General features: G+C 71.7%; 12 protein-coding genes. 3 read left to right on the forward strand and 9 right to left on the reverse strand.

What is annotated here, in order from left to right; translation table 11 throughout:
• Window position 1: 1 nt before the first annotated feature.
• From ftsH to dacB, 5 genes are all read right to left on the reverse strand, one after another.
• The gene (ftsH, locus tag E1300_RS02875) at window positions 2–2,008 is read right to left on the reverse strand and encodes an ATP-dependent zinc metalloprotease FtsH (RefSeq protein ID WP_131755277.1); all 2,007 of its coding nucleotides are present in this window, start codon (window positions 2,006–2,008) and stop codon (window positions 2–4) included.
• Window positions 2,009–2,364: 356 nt separating this feature from the next.
• The gene (hpt, locus tag E1300_RS02880) at window positions 2,365–2,928 is read right to left on the reverse strand and encodes a hypoxanthine phosphoribosyltransferase (RefSeq protein ID WP_131755278.1); all 564 of its coding nucleotides are present in this window, start codon (window positions 2,926–2,928) and stop codon (window positions 2,365–2,367) included.
• 62 nt (window positions 2,929–2,990) lie between these two features.
• Window positions 2,991–4,094, reverse strand: coding sequence for a tRNA lysidine(34) synthetase TilS (gene tilS, locus E1300_RS02885; protein WP_131755279.1), 1,104 nt, complete (start codon window positions 4,092–4,094; stop codon window positions 2,991–2,993).
• 44 nt (window positions 4,095–4,138) lie between these two features.
• Complete coding sequence (locus tag E1300_RS02890; RefSeq protein ID WP_131755349.1) at window positions 4,139–5,251, reverse strand: Rv3626c family coenzyme F420 biosynthesis-associated protein; 1,113 nt, start codon at window positions 5,249–5,251, stop codon at window positions 4,139–4,141.
• Window positions 5,252–5,378: 127 nt separating this feature from the next.
• Complete coding sequence (dacB, locus tag E1300_RS02895) at window positions 5,379–6,770, reverse strand: D-alanyl-D-alanine carboxypeptidase/D-alanyl-D-alanine endopeptidase (protein WP_242618910.1); 1,392 nt, start codon at window positions 6,768–6,770, stop codon at window positions 5,379–5,381.
• 143 nt (window positions 6,771–6,913) lie between these two features.
• On the opposite strand from dacB, the gene E1300_RS02900 reads away from it, so the two are divergent.
• Window positions 6,914–7,405, forward strand: a complete 492-nt coding sequence (locus E1300_RS02900; RefSeq protein WP_131755280.1) for an inorganic diphosphatase — start codon at window positions 6,914–6,916, stop codon at window positions 7,403–7,405.
• A 151-nt stretch (window positions 7,406–7,556) separates the two neighbouring features.
• Here E1300_RS02900 and E1300_RS02905 read toward each other — a convergent pair whose 3' ends face one another.
• The 3 genes from E1300_RS02905 to E1300_RS02915 all read right to left on the reverse strand — a co-directional run bounded on the left by E1300_RS02905 (window position 7,557) and on the right by E1300_RS02915 (window position 11,672).
• On the reverse strand, window positions 7,557–8,876 hold the full coding sequence (locus E1300_RS02905) for a C40 family peptidase (protein ID WP_131755281.1): 1,320 nt from the start codon (window positions 8,874–8,876) through the stop codon (window positions 7,557–7,559).
• Window positions 8,877–9,005: 129 nt separating this feature from the next.
• Window positions 9,006–10,778, reverse strand: a complete 1,773-nt coding sequence (locus E1300_RS02910; RefSeq protein WP_131755282.1) for an RNA polymerase sigma factor — start codon at window positions 10,776–10,778, stop codon at window positions 9,006–9,008.
• A 165-nt stretch (window positions 10,779–10,943) separates the two neighbouring features.
• Window positions 10,944–11,672, reverse strand: a complete 729-nt coding sequence (locus E1300_RS02915) for a nuclease-related domain-containing protein (protein WP_131755283.1) — start codon at window positions 11,670–11,672, stop codon at window positions 10,944–10,946.
• A 171-nt stretch (window positions 11,673–11,843) separates the two neighbouring features.
• Here E1300_RS02915 and E1300_RS52125 point away from each other — a divergent pair, with 171 nt between their 5' ends.
• Window positions 11,844–13,076 (forward strand): MerR family transcriptional regulator, encoded by a 1,233-nt coding sequence (locus E1300_RS52125; protein WP_242618911.1) that lies wholly within the window; start codon window positions 11,844–11,846, stop codon window positions 13,074–13,076.
• The gene (locus tag E1300_RS02925; RefSeq protein WP_131755284.1) at window positions 13,073–15,541 is read left to right on the forward strand and encodes a VIT domain-containing protein; all 2,469 of its coding nucleotides are present in this window, start codon (window positions 13,073–13,075) and stop codon (window positions 15,539–15,541) included. Before E1300_RS52125 ends, E1300_RS02925 begins: the two co-directional genes overlap by 4 nt.
• Window positions 15,542–15,625: 84 nt before the next feature.
• Here E1300_RS02925 and E1300_RS02930 read toward each other — a convergent pair whose 3' ends face one another.
• Entirely contained in the window at window positions 15,626–17,119 is a 1,494-nt protein-coding gene (locus tag E1300_RS02930) for an MFS transporter (RefSeq protein WP_165502651.1), read from the reverse strand.
• Between the last annotated feature and the right edge of the window lie 55 nt (window positions 17,120–17,174).

Genomic DNA, 17,174 nt, shown 5'->3' on the forward strand with positions numbered 1-17,174 from the left:
ATCAGCTCTCACCCTGGGACGGGTCGACCGCCTCGGACGAGGGGACCCCGCCCTGGCCGTTGCCCTTGGTCAGGTCCGTCACGTCCTGCGGGCCGAGCAGGGCCAGCTCCTTGGCCGTCAGCACCGGCGGCCGGTCCGACGGCAGGCGCTTGCCGTACCCCGTGTAGGAGTTCTGGTGCGGCCGCTTCGTGATCGGCGCGAAGATCTGCAGCACCTGGTCCTTGGACAGGGTCTCCTTGTCCATGAGGTTGACCACCAGGTCGTCCAGGACGTCCCGGTACTCGACCAGGATCTCCCAGGCCGTGTCGTGCGCCGACTCGATGTACCGGCGGACCTCGTCGTCGATCGCGGAGGCGATGTCCTCGGAGTAGTCGCGCTCGTGGCCCACGTCCCGGCCCAGGAACACCTCGCCGGCGCCCGTGCCGAACTTGCGGGCGCCGAGGCGCTCGCTCATGCCGTACTCGGTCACCATGTTGCGCGCGATCGAGGTGGCCTTCTCGATGTCGTTCGCCGCGCCCGTGGTGGGCTCGTGGAACACGAGCTCCTCGGCGGTCCGGCCGCCCAGCAGCATGGCGAGCTGGTCGGTCATCTCCGAACGCGTCGTGAGGAACTTGTCCTCCATCGGCAGGGTCATGGTGTAGCCCAGGGCCCGGCCGCGCGGCAGGATCGTCACCTTGTGCACGGGGTCGGCGTTCGGCAGCGCGTGCGCCACCAGCGCGTGCCCGCCCTCGTGGTAGGCGATGATCTTCTTTTCCTTCTCCGACATCACGCGGGTCTTGCGCTCCGGCCCGGCCATGACGCGGTCGATGGACTCCTCCAGGGTGTCCATGTCGATCAGCTTGCGGTCGAAGCGGGCCGTGAGCAGCGCCGCCTCGTTGATGACGTTCGCCAGGTCGGCGCCGGTGAAGCCGGGCGTCCGGCGGGCGATCACGTCCAGGTCGACGTCGGGCGCGAACGGCTTGCCGCGGCCGTGCACCCGGAGGATGCCCTTGCGGCCCTCCAGGTCGGGGCGGTCCACGGTGACCTGGCGGTCGAACCGGCCCGGGCGCAGCAGCGCCGGGTCGAGGATGTCGGGGCGGTTGGTCGCCGCGATCAGGATCACGCCGCCCTTGACGTCGAAGCCGTCCATCTCGACCAGCAGCTGGTTGAGGGTCTGCTCGCGCTCGTCGTGGCCGCCGCCGAGCCCCGCGCCGCGGTGCCGGCCGACGGCGTCGATCTCGTCGATGAAGATGATCGACGGGGCGTTCGCCTTGGCCTGCTCGAACAGGTCGCGGACGCGGGACGCGCCCACGCCGACGAACATCTCGACGAAGTCCGAACCCGAGATGGAGTAGAACGGCACGCCGGCCTCGCCCGCGACGGCGCGCGCCAGCAGCGTCTTGCCCGTGCCGGGCGGGCCGTACAGCAGCACGCCCTTGGGGATCTTGGCGCCGATCGACTGGAACTTCGCCGGGTTCTGCAGGAAGTCCTTGATCTCTTCCAGCTCCTCCAGGGCCTCGTCGGCCCCGGCCACGTCGGCGAAGGTGGTCTTCGGGGTGTCCTTGGTGATGAGCTTCGCCTTGGACTTGCCGAAGTTCATCACCCGCGAGCCGCCGCCCTGCATCTGGTTCATGATGAACAGGAAGATCAGCACGATGACCACGATGGGCAGCAGGCTGAACAGCAGGTTGAGGAAGAAGCTCTGCTTCGGCACCTCGACGTTGTAGCCGCCGGGCAGCTTGCCGGCGTTGGCCTGCTGCTGGAGCTGGTTCTGGAGCTGGAGCCCCTGACCGTCCACCCAGGAGGCCTGCTGGTGCTTGTCGTCGGTGAGGGTGACCTCGATCCGCTGGTCCTTGTCGATGATCTTCGCGGACTTCACCTTGCCCGCGGCGATCTCCTGGACCACCTTGGAGGTGTCGGTCTTCTCATACGAACGGCCGGGGTTGACGCCCCACATGACGAGGGCGACCAAGAGGCCGAACAGCAGGATCCACAGCAGCGGCCCGCGAAAATAGCGCTTCACGTCCATTTATCCGGTTACCCCTCCGGGGCCCGTCCCTCCTGACCAACGTCTGTGTGCGATCCTCGCCCGTCCCGCCGGGGGGCGGACGCCACTGCGACCAACAAAAGGCCCGCCGCCCGGGGATCCGGGACCACCGAGGCGGTAGTCCTCGCGTGGCTCCAGGGCCCGAGCGCCCGAGACACCGACGGTACACCGCAGGACACAGGAGACGCAGCCGGCGCCGATTCTCCCGATCCTGTTCATATACCCGTCAACGACCTTTGCAACGATCCGTCACGGCCCCTTGTTCCCCGCCGGCCGTCTCGGGGCCGTGACCAGCCCCGAGACGAGCGGATCCGCACCGCCCCCAGGCGTCGCCGCCCCTAGGCGTCCCCGCCCCCGTACACGTGCGGGGCGAGGGTGCCGACGAACGGCAGGTTCCGGTACTTCTCCGCGTAGTCGAGCCCGTAGCCGATGACGAACTCGTTCGGGATGTCGAACCCGATGTACCGCACGTCGATCTCGGTCTTGACCGCCTCCGGCTTGCGGAGCAGCGCGCAGATCTCCAGCGACGCCGGCCCGCGCGAACGCAGGTTGCTGACCAGCCAGGACAGGGTGAGCCCCGAGTCGACGATGTCCTCCACGATGAGGACGTGCCGGTCGAGGATGTCGGTGTCCAGGTCCTTGAGGATACGTACGACGCCGGACGACTTGGTCCCCGACCCGTAGGACGACACCGCCATCCAGTCCATCGACGCGGGCGCGTGCAGGGCGCGCGCCAGGTCCGCCATGATCATGACGGCGCCCTTGAGGACGCCGACGAGCAGCAGGTCCTTGCCCGCGTAGTCGGCGTCGATCTTCGCGGCCAGCTCCCGCACCTTGGCCTGCAGCAGATCCTCGGGGATCAGCACCTTCGCCAGGTCCCGGCCCAGGTCCTTCTCGTCCACAACCCCACCCTCATCGCTGCGACATCGGACGCGCCGCGTGACGGTTCGCACACGGCGCGGCATCAAGCCCGGCCGAACAGCAGCCTGCCATACCGCCGGAACGCCCGGAGACCCCCCGGCAGATCGACGTGCCGCTGGCCGCGCCAGGCCGTGACCAGCCGATCCACTGCATCGACATGGACGGCCGCGAGCGTACCCGGTGGACTTCCCGCCTCGATCGCCGCCGTCCGCAACACCCTCGTCCGGACCGCTCTGGGGAGGTCGGCGAGCCCGTCCAGGCGGACCGCGACGAGCACGCCGTCCTCCGCGCCCTCGGGTCGCCGGAGGGCCGGTGGGTCACCGGGCGGTGGGTCATCGCCCGGTGGGCCATCGGGCGGTGCGTCATCGCCTGGTGGGGGCGAGGTGAGATCCGTGTACGCCTTCCGGGCGAGTTCATCGAGGAGGTCCGCGTCGTCACGGAGCATCCGCGCCGTCCGGGCCAGCGCCTCGGCGACGCCCGGGCCGAGGGCCTTCTCCAAGGCGGGCAGGGCCTCATGCCGCACGCGAACGCGCGTGAAAGCCGGATCGTCGTTGTGCGGGTCGTCCCAGGGTTCGAGGCCCATCACATGGCAGGCCCTGCGCAGCGTCGCCCGATCGAGTTCGAGCAGGGGCCTGATGTAGCGAACGTCAGTGCCGTCCCTGGCGGACTTCCGGGTGAAGGACGGCGGCATACCGGCCAGCGATCTGGCACCCGACCCCCGCGCCAGCCCCAGCAGGACGGTCTCGGCCTGGTCGTCGCGGGTGTGGCCCAGGAGCACCGCCGCGGCCCTAAGACGGGCGGCGGCATCGTCCAGGGCGGTGTAGCGGGCCTCCCGGGCGGCGTTCTCCGGCCCGCCCTGCCCGTCCACGGTGACGGCGATGGAGCCGGCCGGGTCCAGCCCGAGGCCGGCCAGGGTCAGGACGACGGCGTCGGCGCGTTCGGCGGAACCGTCCTGAAGCCCGTGGTCGACCGTGACCGCGCCGGCGGGGTGCCCGGAACGCGGAGCCTCGAACGCGAGCGCCCCGGCGAGCGCCAGGGAGTCGGCGCCGCCGCTGCACGCGACGAGCACCATGGAGCCCGGCGGCACGGCGGCGAGCGCGGCGCGCACCGCGGAACGCACCGCCGCCACCGCCGGATCAGGGCCCATGGGCAAACGTCTACCATCCGGCAACGACGTTTCGGGCCCGGGACTCAGGCCTCGCTGGCCTCCGGCGGGGCCGTGTCGATGGCGCGCGGGCCGACGACCCGGTCCATCCACAGGGCCGGCTCCTTGATCTCGGCGTGGGTGGGCAGCGTCTCCGGCGACTGCCACACCTTGTTGAAGCCGTCCATGCCGACCTCGGTGACCACCCGGCGCACGAACCGCGAGCCCTCCGCGTACTGCTTCATCTTGAGGTCGATGCCGAGGAGCCTGCGGATCGTCCTGTCCAGCTTCGACCCGCCGTCGCGGCGCCCCTGGAAGCGCGACCGGATGCGCTGCACCGACGGGACGACCTCCGGCCCGACGGCGTCCATGACGTAGTCGCCGTGCCCCTCGACGAGCGTCATCACCGCGGTGAGGCGGTCGAGGATCTCGCGCTGCTCGGGGCTCTGGATCGCGTCGATGATGTTGGAGTCGCCTCCGCGCACGGCGTCCGCGACCGCCTCCGCCGCGTCGCGGATGCGCTCCAGCATCACGCCCGGGTCCAGGTCGGACGCGAGGAGGAACTTGGTCATCTGGTCCTGCACGTACTCGCGCAGCCACGGGACCCCGGTGAACTGGGCCCGGTGGGTCTCCTCGTGGAGGCACACCCAGAGACGGAAGTCACGCGCGTCCACACCGAGCTCCTGCTCCACATGGACGATGTTCGGCGCGACCAGCGTCAGCCGCCCCGTGGGAGCGACACCGGACGGGTCCGGCGGGAGGAACAGCTCGTACTGCCCGAGGACGCGGCTGGCCATGTAGGCGAGGATCGCGCCCACCTGCATCCCCGTCACCCGGGAGCCGACCGCTTCCACGACCACGTTCGCCGCACCGCCGAGCGGGCCCGGCCCCCGCCGCTGGGACATCTGCTCCATGAGCGGTTCGAGCACCACTCGGAAGCCGTCCACGTTCGCCCGGATCCAGCCGGGCCTGTCGACGATCGTCGCCGGGGCGGGGTCGACTTCGGACGCCATCCCGGTGAAGTCGCGCACGTGCCCGTGGGCGATCCGGGACAGCTCCCTGAGCTCCTTCACGACCTCGCGAGCCTCTTCGTGGCTGACCTGGGGGCCGGGCCTGACGAGCCGGGTGCCCGCCTGGACCGCCACGTTCCAGTCGATCATTGAGGCGCTCATGTACTCCACCGTACGTTTCGGGGACGGCGCCGGAGCGCCCCTGCACGATCGTTCAACGAACAACCGTTCTGGTTATCTCCCATACGGCCCCGCCCACACTCGCCCGGGCCGGTTGTCAGCCGCAGCCGCAGGTCGCCACCGCGGCGGCGAGCTGATCCAGTTTGCCCGGATCGACAGGGCCCTTCCCGTCCCCGGCCATGAACGCGAACGCCAGCAGCCGTCCGTCGGCGTCGTAGGCCACCCCGGCGAGTGTGCTGACCCCCGAGAGGGTGCCGGTCTTCGCGCGCACGAGCCCCGCCCCCGCCTGGCTGGCCGGGACCGTGTAGCGGGGCGGGCTCAGCGTCCCGGAGAACCCGGCGATCGGCAGGCCCGTGATGACCGGCCGCAGTCCGGGACGGTCCGGAGCGGCCGCGAGCGACACGATGCGGGCGAGGGCGATCGGCGAGATCCGGTTGCGCGGCGACAGCCCGCTGCCGTCGTTGACCGACACCCCGTCGGCCACCCCGAGCCCGGCGAGCACCTGCCGGACGGCCTGCGCGGCACCGGTGAACGACGCCGGGACGCCCTGCTTGATCGCCGCCTGCCGGGCCATCGCCTCGGCCACGTCGTTGTCGCTGTCGGTCAGCAGGTGCTCGACCAGCGCGGAGATCGGCGGCGACTGCACCGCCCCGAGCCGCGCGGCCCCCTGCGGGGCGACCGTCGACCGTCCCGCCTTGGCCGGGATCCCGTTCACGGACAGCAGGCGCGCGAACGAGGCCGCGGCCGCCGCGGGCGGATCCGCGACCCGCGCCTTCTGCGACGGATCCGTCGGGGCGACCCGGCCCTCGTCCACGGTCAAGGCGGAGACGGGCGCGAGCTCACCGTCGGGTAGGTAGTTGGGCTTCCAACTGGAGGCCGTGCGGGGCCCCTGGTAGGCGGACGCGTCGTAGTCGACCCGCACGCGCCGCACCCCGGACGCCTTGAGCGCCGCCGCGGTCTGCCTGGCCAGATCGGCCAGCGACGCGTACGGCGGATGGCCCGCGCCCGCCCGCGCGGGCAGGGCCGTCAGGGTAGGATCCCCGCCTCCGACCAGGACGACGCCGCCGCCCGCGCCCCGCACGACCTGCGTGGTGATCCGGTGCTGCGACCCGACCGAGGCGAGCGCGGCCACCGACGTCGCGAGCTTGGTCGTCGACGCAGGCGTGGCCGGCTGGTCGGCGCGCTGCTCGAACAGGGGGCGGCGGGTCACGGCGTCGACCACCACGGCGTTGATCTTCGCGTCCGGCCCGCCGATCAGCGCGGACAGCCGTCCGGCCAGGACGGACGGGTTCGGCGACCGGGCTCCCGCGGGATCGGCGGCCGGGATCGCGGACCGGGCGGCGACGAGGTCGCGGGCCGCCACGCTGGGCGGCCGGGGCGACAGATGGCGCTCCGGTGTGAGTTTGACCACTGCCAGCCCGGCGGCGGCGGTGAAAACATTAAGGAGGGACAGTGACAGCACGGCGAGGGCCCGGCCTCGTCCAGGCACGTGACCGCCCCTCTCCCACTCAGCACTCACCAACGTGCGACATCCTTATATAAGGGAACACCCACCCCGTGGGGGTCTCGGCCAAGCCCGCACAGACTCCCGAAAGACTATTCACTGCGACCGCGCAGGGAGCGGAGGACATCTTGGATTTCGACGTCACCATTGAGATCCCGAAGGGCCAGCGGAACAAGTACGAGGTGGACCACGAGACCGGGCGTATCCGACTCGACCGGATGCTCTTCACCTCGACGCAGTATCCGGCCGACTACGGGTTCATCGAGCACACCCTGGGCGAGGACGGCGACCCGCTGGACGCGCTGGTCCTGCTCCAGGAGCCGACGTTCCCGGGATGCCTCATCCGCTGCCGCGCCGTCGGCATGTTCCGGATGACGGACGAGGCCGGTGGTGACGACAAGGTCCTGTGCGTCCCCGCCACCGACCCCCGCATGGAGCACCTCCGCGACATCCACCACGTCCCCGAGTTCGACCGCCTGGAGATCCAGCACTTCTTCGAGGTCTACAAGGACCTGGAGCCCGGCAAGTCCGTGGAGGGCGCCAACTGGGTGGGCCGGGTCGAGGCCGAGGCCGAGGTCGAGCGGTCCCGCAAGCGCGCCGCCGACCTGGGCGGTCACTGAAACGCCGCACCGCCCCGGAGGTCCCTCCGGCCGGGCCCGGAGCGCGGACGGCACCGATCCGCTCCCTGCCGCCCGCGCGACACGGTTCGAGAACCCTTCCGTACGGAGCCCGTACGGAAGGGTTCTCTCTTTTCGCCGGGGTGTCCGGTGGTCAGCCGGCCGGGCGGGTGGCGCCGATGAGGTCGTTGCGGTGGATGTCGGAGATCCGCACCCGCGCGCCGGTGTACGGCGCCTCCACCATCTGGTCGCCGCCGATGTAGATGCCCACGTGATGGATCGTGTCCGGGTCGGACGTGTTCCGCGCGAAGAAGACGAGATCCCCTTGGCGGAGGGCGCCCAAGGGCACGTGCGGCCCCGAGGTCCACTGCGTACCCGTCCAGTGGTCGAGGCGGACCCCGACCTTGGCCCACGCGTACATGGCCAGGCCGGAGCAGTCGAATCCGACGATGCCCGACCCGTGCTCGATGCCGTAGCTGGGACCGTCCACCGTCCCGCCGCCCCACGAGTAGGGCGTCCCGAGCCACCTGAGCGCCGCGCGCGCGACGAGCGCCCCGCGCGCCGCCGACGTGGCGGGACGCTGCGAACCGGTGACGGCCACCGCCGCGCCGGCCGCCTCCCGCGCCTGCTCCGCCTCCCGGGCCTGCTGTGCCTCCTGGGCCTCCCGGGCCTCCCGTGCTTCCTGCGCCTCCTGCCGCGCCTGCCTCAGCTCCGCGACGTGCGCCCGCGCCTCGCCGAGCCGCCGCTCCAGGCGACGCTTCTCGGCTTCGATGCGCCCGACCGACGCCCGGTGACCCGCCACCGCCTCCTGCGCGGACCGCTTCGCGTCCTCGGCGCGCCTCGTCGCGGCGGACTGCTCCCTGAAGGCTGCCTCGGCCTGCTTGCGGAACACCTCGGCGACGTTCTTGGACGCCTCCACGCGACGGAGGATCCCGGCCCGCCGGGCGGCCAGGACCTCGACCATGCCGGCGCGGTCCATGAAGCCCTGCGGGCCGCCTTCGCCCATGAGCACCGAGGGGACCTGGTCGTAGCCGGTGTCGTGCTGGTAGGCGCGCGCCGCGAACGCCGCCATCTCGGCCTGGGTCTCCCCCACCCTCCGGGTCGCTTCGGCGAGCCGCGCCCGCGTGTCCCGGTAGGCCGCCTGGGCACGTTCCAACCTGACCCGCTCGCCGTTGTAGCGCTCAACCGCGGCCTCAGCGGACATCGCCAGCCTGTTCAGCTCGCCATCCGCCTCGGCGAGCTCCGCCTTCGTCCGGCCGACCTCCGCCGCACGCTCCCGGACGTCGCGCTCGCCCTGCCTGACGTCCTGCGCGCTGGGGGAGGGGTCCACCGGAGAACGCGCCCAGGCGACGGGCACCAGGAGCGACATCCCGAGCACCGCGCCGGAGGTGAGGGCTAACAGCCGCAGGCCCGCGCCGAGGCCGGTGAACGGCGCACGGGGAGGACGGCGGCGCAGTGGTGTGCTCGGTGCCATGAACACGTCCTCCCCCAGGCATGTTTCACTTAGCGCAAACAATCACCTACGAAGCGTAGTTCAGTCGGGCAACGATCGGAACTTCCGTCACGCGCGGCGGCTCCCGTGTCGATCAGGACGGTTCCCGCCTCACCCGCCGGAACCGGCGGGAGTCGGGCTCCCGGCCGATGCGGCCGAAGGCCCGGGCGGGTCCGAGGCGGGCGGGCCGGTCTGCCCACCGCTCGACGGGTCGACCGGCGAAGGCTTCGCCGACGAGTGAGGTTCCGGACGTGGCGTGGGCGAGCCTTCCGGACGTGCAGTGCTCGACGGCTTGGAGGTGCCACCCGGACCGGCGGAGCCCGTGCCGGTCGGACTCGGCGACGGATCCGGCCCAGGAGCGGGCCTGTCAGGACGCCACATGACGTGCACATCGATCCCGCCCGGCTGGAACGTGATGTCGCCCTCGCCCCGCGACCGAGCGCTCCGCGAGACGTGCACGTCGACGGCGACCACCTCACCGGCCTTCAGACGGCCGGACGACGGACTGGCCCGAACGGGCCCCCGGCTCTTGGCGTGCCAGGCCACCGGACGTCCGCCCGCACGCAACTCCACCGTCCCGTCCGCGCCGCCCGCCAGATCCAGGAACAGCGGTGACACGCTCAGCCTGCCGTCCGACGAGGAGGTCTGCACCGCGGAGACGTGGGGGAACGCCGAGTCGGCGGACGACGGCAACGCGAACAAGGGCGCGGCGGACTCCTGGGCGCCGAGCGGGAACGTGGCCGACACGGGAGCCGCTTGGATCGTTCCCCCCTCCTCGGGCCTGCCAGGCGCCGGACGCTCGCTCCCGGGCACCCGCGAGACGCCGGGGCTCGCACTGGGACGCGGACCCGCGACCTTCCCGGCCGGCCCGGCGTCCTCCCGGGAGCCCACGCGACCGAACACGGCCGCGAGCCCTCCACCGGCGAGAACGACCACCACGGCGAGCACCACCGCGACGCGGACCGCTCGGGCACCGGCCCCGTCGTCCGGCTCCCTGTCACCCGCCCTCCCGAAGCGGCGAAGGCGGCCGAACCTCCCAACGGAACCGGGCATCCGCAGCGAGATCCCCGACCGCCTGGGCTGGACCGGGAACCCGCCGGAGGTGAACGCGCTGACCCGGGTGGCGACGAAGAGCCGGTAACCGACCAGGTCGGGATCCAGGAAACTGCTCATCACCCGCAGGCGCAGCCCCTCCGGCGGATCCGCGTCCGGCAGCAGCCCGTACACCTTGGCGGCCGAGACCGTCCGCGGACGGAACGCGCCGCAGACCTCGCACACCTGCGCGTGCACCATCAACAGGCTGTCCGCGCCGGACTCGGGATCACCATGCCGTTCGCGCAGCAGCGCCGCCCGCTCCGCACATCCGTACGGCCCCTGCTGGGCCAGGATCTCCGCCGTCAGGGCCTCTTCCAGCTCGCCGTGCGCGCGGTCCAGCGCGACCTGCGCGTCCCTCACCGGCAGGTCGAAGACGGCCGCGAGGTCCGGGACCGACAACTGGTGCCGGACCCGCAGCTCCAGGATCTCCCGCGTCACCGGCCGCAGCGCCAGGACGGCCTGCCAGGCCGTGATGCGCTGGTCGACGTCCTCCTGGTCGTGGCTGGCCACCGGCACGTCGGGGGGCGCGTCCCGGGGCGGCAGCCGCCTCCCGCACTCCACCCGGGCGATGGCGTACAGCCACGGCCCGAACCGGTCCGGATCGCGCAGCTTCTCGATGTGCGCCTCGGCCACGATGAACGTGTCGCGCAGCGCCACCTGCGCCGCGTCGCGACTGCGCAGCTGGAACCAGCAGTACGCATAGAGGCGGTCGGCATAGGCGCCGTACACCGCGGCCGCGGCCCCCGGATCGCGCCGACGCAGCGCCTCGACCAGAAGATGGTCCTCCATGACTGAGAAGGTAAATGCTTCAGGCGCCCTTTACCGGCGTATTCATGAGATCGAACGACCAGCCGATCGGCCGATTCCCAGAATCTAACTGAATATCAACTCGAAAGCACTTTGACCACCTTGCCGGAAATATCCGAACCCGCGAATGCGCGCCCGCCGAAAGGATCATTTCCGTGTGATCGATTCCAGCATCGGCGGCAGCAACCGCTCCGCGGCCGCGGCGACGGTCGTGACCTGCGCACTCGTGAAGATCACCGGCTGACCGGCGATGACCTGCGAGACCGCCCGCGCCGGGCAGAAGACGACGTCCCGGTGCCGGAAACCGTCCCGGGCGATCCGCGCGCCGTGCACAACGACCATCGGCGTCACAGGGATGGTGCAATCGAGTTCTCGGGACAGCAGTTTCGCTACCTCATCGGCGGCACGTCCCGCCACACCCGCCATACCGCCGACCGGCCGGTTCCCCGCCAGGAGCCGCCGCTCCTCCGCCCGGAGCCGGACGCCCCACGCGAAGTGCCTGCTGGCGATCGCGTACACCCCGGTCAATCCGATCACCAAGTGATCCAGATTCGCGCCGGAGGCCCCCTTCAGCGCCCGGTCGTGGAGGACGCGGTAACCCACCGGATCCAACCTGGCCAGCCGCCGTCCGGTACGGCGCTCGGCACGCGCGCCGCGCCGCCAGTCCGTGACGGGTCCCGGCCGGACCCGCACGTACACGACATGACCGGCGAAGACGGCGACGGCCGCGCCGAGCCCCGCCTTCCAGCCGCCCATCCCCGCCGCGACGACCCCCGTCCCGCAGGCGAGGACGACCCGCACCGCGAGCCGCTCCCAGCGATGCCGCGCGGCGAGTGCGCAGTAGCGGACCGAGGCCGAGGCTCCGGCACGGGACACGCCGGCACCGCTGCACCGCACCGGACACCCCTCTTCGTCAGCCCCGCAGCCGCGTTCCGAGGCACAAGCGTGCGGCAGCCCGTCCGTGCAGGCAAGGGCTTCACCGACACCGATCGACGACTTTCGAGGATGACGTTGACACTGTCATGATGACAGTGTCATGATGAATCCATGGACGATGCCTGGACGATCACCGAGCTGGCGGAACGCGCCGTCGCGGCCCTCGCCGCGGGCGAATCCGTACAGGTCAACGGCCGGGTGCGCGACGTACCGAACGAGCGGCTGATCCGCTGGTACACCACGATCGGCCTCGTCGACCCGCCGCTCGGCCGCCGCGGCCGCACCGCCCTCTACGGCCCGCGCCATCTCCTCCAGCTCGTCGCGGTGAAGCGCCGCCAAGCCGCAGGCCGCTCGATCGCCGAGATCCAGATCGAACTAGCCGCCGCCACCGACACGACCCTCGAACAAATAGCCGCCCTCCCACCAGAAACCACACCCTCGCGAGACGCCACACCACCAACGCAGGACACACCCCCGCGAGACGTCACACTCCCCGCACGAGCCAAACCCCTGCGAAAGGACGCACCCCCCACCAAGGCCGCACCCTCGCAGGACGGCACACCCCCGGCAGAGGCCACACCCCCGCGGGACGACGCACTCCCGACACAGACCACATCCCTGCGGAACGACGCACCCCCCGAGGAGCCCGCACTCGACGGCGCGCCTCCCGCCGAAACCGCAGCCTCCCGAGACGACGCACCGCCTACGCAGGGCGCACCCTCGCGAGGCGGTGCACTCCCCGCCGAAGTCGCGTCTTCGCAAGGGCGGGCGCGGTCGCCGCGAGCCGGTGTCCCACAAGACGTCACGCGTGCAGCGGCGAAGGCTCCGCAGCAGCACGACAGCGCCACGGAAACGCCTACCCAGCGGCCCTTCTGGGCGGCTCGCCCGGACGTCTCCTACGGCCCGGCCGCCAGCTCGGTCGACTACAAGCCGGGCGACTCCGCTATCGGACATGGCGCCATCGAGACCGAGCCGAGCGGCTCCGGCGCCGGGCATGGCGCCATCGAGGACGAGGCGAGCGACTTCGGCGCCGGACTGGGCGCCGCCGAGACCGAGCCGGGCCACTCAAGTGCCGGGCATGGTGTCACCGGAGCCGAAACAGACCGGCACACCGCACAGGTCGGCGCCGACTTCGCCGGAGGCCGGCCGGACATCGTCCAGGGCGTCCGGCTGGCGCCCGACCTGACGCTGCTCGTGGAGGTGCCCTCCCTGAGCGCCGACGACCTCGCCGCTATCAAGGCCGCAGCCCGGCCGCTGCTGCACGAACTCCGCCGCCGCGGCCTCGCCGCGGCCCCCGACGACCTCGTAGCCCTGCCCGCCGCTCATCCCCGGAGGTCCCAGTGACCGTGCGCATCCTGCCGCTACCCGACACCGCGACACCCCCGGCCCCCGACCGCGGCATCGGGGCGCTGACCACCGACAGGGGCAACCTGCCGCTCGACTCCGTCGGCGTGCACGCGTCCATCACCGGCCTGGCCGCCGGCGTGGAGGTCGTCCAGGGCTTCCGGAACCCGTTCGACGTGCCCCTGGAAGCGACGTACATCTTTCCGCTTCCCGACCGAGCCGCCGTGACCGCGCTTCGCATGGAGGCGGACGACCGGGTCATCGAGGGAACGCTCAAGGAGCGCGGGCAGGCCCGGCAGGACTACGACACCGCCATCGCGGCGGGCCAGCGCGCGGCGATCGCCGAGGAAGACCGTCCTGACGTCTTCACCATGCGCGTGGGCAACATCCTCCCGGGCGAACGCGTGACCGTACGGCTCACGCTGAACCAGCCGCTCCCGTTCGAGACCGACGCGTCGGGGTCCAGCGCCACGTTCCGCTTCCCCCTCGTGGTGGCGCCCCGGTACATCCCGGGCTCGCCTCTGGACGACGAGCGCGCAGGCTCGGGGGTCGCCGACGACACCGACGCCGTGCCCGACGCCTCGCGGATCAGCCCGCCCGTCCTGCTGCCGGGATTCCCCAACCCGGTGCGGCTCTCGATCACGACGGACATCGATCCGGCGGGCCTCCCGATCACCGAGGTCCAGTCGGCCCTCCACGTGGTCGCCGAGGAAGGCGACGGCGAGCGGACGACGGTACGCCTGCAACCGGGAGAGCGTCTCGACCGCGACTTCATCCTGCGGCTGCGCTACGCGCCGCACGAGAGCGCGGCGCTGTCGCTCGTCCCCGACGAGTCCGGCGACGAGGGCACGTTCACGCTCACCGTCCTGCCGTCCGGGGACGCCCGCCCAGCTCCTCGCGACGTGGTGCTCATCCTCGACCGATCCGGCAGCATGCAGGGCTGGAAGATGGTCGCCGCGCGCCGGGCCGCCGCCCGGATCGTCGACACCCTCCGCACCGAGGACCGCTTCGCCGTCCTGTCGTTCGACACCGTCATCGAGCGCCCCCGCGATCTCGGCCCCGGCCTGGCCGACGGCACGGACCGCAACCGGTTCCGCGCCGTCGAGCATCTGGCGGCGCTGCACGCGCGCGGCGGCACGGAGATGCTGGCCCCGCTCGACGAGGGCTGCGCCCTCCTCGCCGACTCCGCCCGCGACCGGGTGCTCGTCCTCATCACCGACGGGCAGATCGGCAACGAGGACCAGATCCTCGCCCACCTCGCCCCGCGCCTGAACGGCGTCCGCGTCCACACGGTCGGCATCGACCGGGCGGTGAACGCCGGCTTCCTGAACCGCCTGGCCTCCATCGGGCAGGGCCGCTGCGAGCTCGTCGAATCCGAGGACCGCCTCGACGAGGCGATGGAGCTGATCCACCATCGCATCGGCGCACCGCTCGCCACGAACCTCACCCTGCGACCGGACGGCCTGGACATCGTCCCCGACTCCGTCGCCCCCAGCCGCCTGGGCGCCCTGTACCCCGGCGTCCCCCTGGTGATCGGGGGCCGGTTCCGCGGGAAGGCGTCCGGGGCGCTCTCCGTGCACGGCACCTCGGCCGACGGCACGGCCTGGGAGCAGCACGCCACCGCCACGACCACCGATGATCCGGCCGCCGCCTCGATCTGGGCACGCGCCCACCTGCGCGACCTGGAGGACCGCTACACCGTCGGCGGCTCGGACGACCTGGAACGCCGCATCGTCGACACGTCCCTGCGGTTCGGCGTCCTGTGCCGCTTCACCGCGTTCGTCGCCGTGGACAGCAGGGTGGTCGCCGAGGGCAAGGCTCCGCACCGCGTCGTCCAACCCGTGGAGACACCCGAAGGCTGGGCCGCCCCGAGAGTCACACCCGCCGCTTTCTCGCCCATGTTCGAAGCGGCGCCCATGGGATTCGACGGTGCCGTCCAAGGAGCCCCACCACCCGCGGGGGCCGTCCATGGAGCCCCGCCACCCGCACCGGCAGGCCCGGCAGCGGCGATGCCCGGCCCAGCCGGTGCGCCGCCCCCACCGAGAGCCGCCATGCCCGGCCCCGTGCACGGCTCGATCCGTCCACCGGCACAGACCGGTTACGGAGCGGCTCCTCCCGCAGGCCCCGGGCCCCGCGCCCGACACGGCCGCCGCGCCCAACCGCCCACCTTCGCGCAGGAGATCACCGAAGCGCTGGAGCGGCTCCGGAACGTCCCGGACGACCACGACCAGCGACTCCAGCACCTGCTGAGCGACGTCCTGCCCACCCTTGAATCGCTCATCTCCCGGATGGAGGCCCGCAAGCAGAAAACCACCGCCCTCACGGCACTCCGCGACGACCTGCGCCGTCTCCACCCGTCGTCAGAACCGGCCCGAGTGCAAGAGCTGTGGGCCCGCTCACTGGAGGTGCTCACCAACGAGGCGTCCGGCTCATCCCGCCGCCCCTTCTGGAAGCGCACCAGGTAAACGCCGCTACTGGGAGCGCACTAGGTAGCGCAGCGCGAGGGGCGCCCTCCCGAAGGAGGACGCCCCTCGCCCGAGGGTCACCGATCAGTCAGAGGTGACCTGCACGGGAGACTCGGAGGTGATGCTCACGGACACGTGCTTCGGACGGTAGCGGCGGAACAGCGGGATGACATTCAGCGCCAGGCCGACCACTGCGACACCGCTCACCAGGTTGACGCCGGGGTGGAACTCGCCGAAGTCACCGCCTCCGCCGTGGGCGCCCCCGGCGACCAGAGCGGTCACGACGGCCAGCACCAGCGCCGCGCCGACCTGGCCCGACGTCTGCACCAGACCGGACGCGAGCCCCTGCTCGGAGTCGTCGATGCCGTCCGTGGCCTGAGCCATGATCGAGCTGAAGCCGAACGCGAACCCGCCGCCCAGCAGCAGCATCGTCGGCAGGATCGTGAACGCGTAGTGCGGGCTGTCACCGGCGGTGGCAAGGAACCACACGTAGCCGAGGCTCAGCGACAGCATCGAGCTGATGATCAGCCTGGGCGTCCCGTACCGGGTGATGAGGCGGCCGACGAACGGCGAGCCGAACGCCACCAGCAGTCCGGCCGGCAGCAGGGCCATCGCCATCCTGAGCGGCGACCAGCCGAGCACGTCCTGGAGGTAGAGGGTCATCATGAACTGGAAGCTCAGGTAGGAGCCGAACAGCGCGATGATGCTCAGGTTGGCCCTCACGATCGTTCCTATCCTCAGGATCCCGAGGCGGATGAGGGGATGGCGCACCTTCTTCTCGGTGACGACGAACGCGGCCAGCAGCGCCGCCGCGAGAGCGACCGAGCCGAGCGTGACCGGGTCGAGCCAGCCGCGGTCCGGCGCGGAGACGACGGTGTAGACGGCGAGCAGCATGCCGCCGGTCAGGGTGACGGCGCCGACGAGGTCGTGCCCGCCGTTCGCCGCCGCCTTGTCCCGCGGGATCAGGGCGATGCCCGCGACGAGGGCCAGCACCGCGAGGGGGACGGGGGTCAAGAACGTCCAGCGCCAGCCGAAGCTGGTCAGCAGCCCGCCGAGGATCAACCCGGACGAGTAGCCGCTGGCACCGAAAACGGAGAAGACCGACAACGCCCTGTTGCGCGCGGGCCCCTCGTGGAAACTGGTGGTCAGGATGGACAGGGCGGTCGGCGCGGTGAACGCGGCGGCCAGTCCCTTGACGAAACGGGTGACGATGAGCAGCGTGCCGTCGTCCACCAGGCCGCCCACCAGCGACGCGACGGCGAAGACGGCGAGGGCGGTGAGGAAGACGCGGCGCCGCCCGAGCAGGTCGGCGGTGCGGCCGCCGAGGAGCAGCAGCCCGCCGTACCCGAGCACGTAGCCGTTGACGATCCACTGCAGCGAGGTGGTCGACAGTCCGAGCTCGGTGCCGATCGACGGCAGGGCGACGCCGACCATCGACACGTCGAGCCCGTCGAGGAACAACACGGCGCAGAGCACCGCGAGAACTCCCCACAGCCGGGGGGTCCAGGTCTGTTCGGCCGGTGCCCCGGTCTCCGGAGCGCGGACGGCTGAGCCAGGTGAGGTCTCGGTGATAGTCACGTCGGAGGACAGTACATGCACATGCATCAAATGTCGATGCACTAAATCCGCAGGC

The organism is Actinomadura fibrosa (assembly GCF_900659615.1).
Taxonomy (GTDB): domain Bacteria; phylum Actinomycetota; class Actinomycetes; order Streptosporangiales; family Streptosporangiaceae; genus Spirillospora; species Spirillospora fibrosa.

What these genes read in the sequence shown, in the direction of transcription:
- E1300_RS02910 (WP_131755282.1), bottom strand. Translation starts at nt 10,778, where the DNA reads ATGGAGGACCATCTTCTGGTCGAGGCGCTGCGTCGGCGCGATCCGGGG.
- E1300_RS52125 (WP_242618911.1), top strand. Translation starts at nt 11,844, where the DNA reads ATGGACGATGCCTGGACGATCACCGAGCTGGCGGAACGCGCCGTCGCG.
- E1300_RS02905 (WP_131755281.1), bottom strand. Translation starts at nt 8,876, where the DNA reads ATGGCACCGAGCACACCACTGCGCCGCCGTCCTCCCCGTGCGCCGTTC.
- E1300_RS02890 (WP_131755349.1), bottom strand. Translation starts at nt 5,251, where the DNA reads ATGATCGACTGGAACGTGGCGGTCCAGGCGGGCACCCGGCTCGTCAGG.
- tilS (WP_131755279.1), bottom strand. Translation starts at nt 4,094, where the DNA reads ATGGGCCCTGATCCGGCGGTGGCGGCGGTGCGTTCCGCGGTGCGCGCC.
- ftsH (WP_131755277.1), bottom strand. Translation starts at nt 2,008, where the DNA reads ATGGACGTGAAGCGCTATTTTCGCGGGCCGCTGCTGTGGATCCTGCTG.